Raw genomic sequence first — 306 nt, 5'->3', positions numbered from 1 at the left:
ATCTTCGCTGGAGATATGTTGGAAAAAGCATGTGTTTGTTCTAGTCACTTTGATGCCCGAAAAGGAACGTATGTGTGGTATAATGGGAACGAGGAACAAGTGTTCTGGTAAGGAGGGGGTGTTTCCATGATTCGTGCTCAAATTGTACGTTTCCATGCCTCGAAACGAGATGTCGAACGACTGTATGCCTGTAATCGCGAATCTGCCCGGGTGTGGAATATGTGCTTAGAGCTCGCTAAGAACTACCATTCGGAGCATCGGAAATGGATTTCGCAGTCAGCGCTTCAGAAGCAAACCAAACGCCAA

The 306-nt window shown here is 46.7% G+C and carries 1 pseudogene; it reads left to right on the top strand.

The window, feature by feature from the left end:
- Positions 1–126: 126 nt before the first annotated feature.
- Positions 127–306 (top strand): annotated as a pseudogene (locus FS806_RS26460) (RNA-guided endonuclease InsQ/TnpB family protein); the annotation flags it as partial.

It is taken from the genome of Paenibacillus sp. 32O-W, assembly GCF_007679495.1.
Lineage (GTDB): Bacteria > Bacillota > Bacilli > Paenibacillales > NBRC-103111 > Paenibacillus_L > Paenibacillus_L residui.
This window is presented reverse-complemented; position numbering and strand designations above follow the sequence as displayed.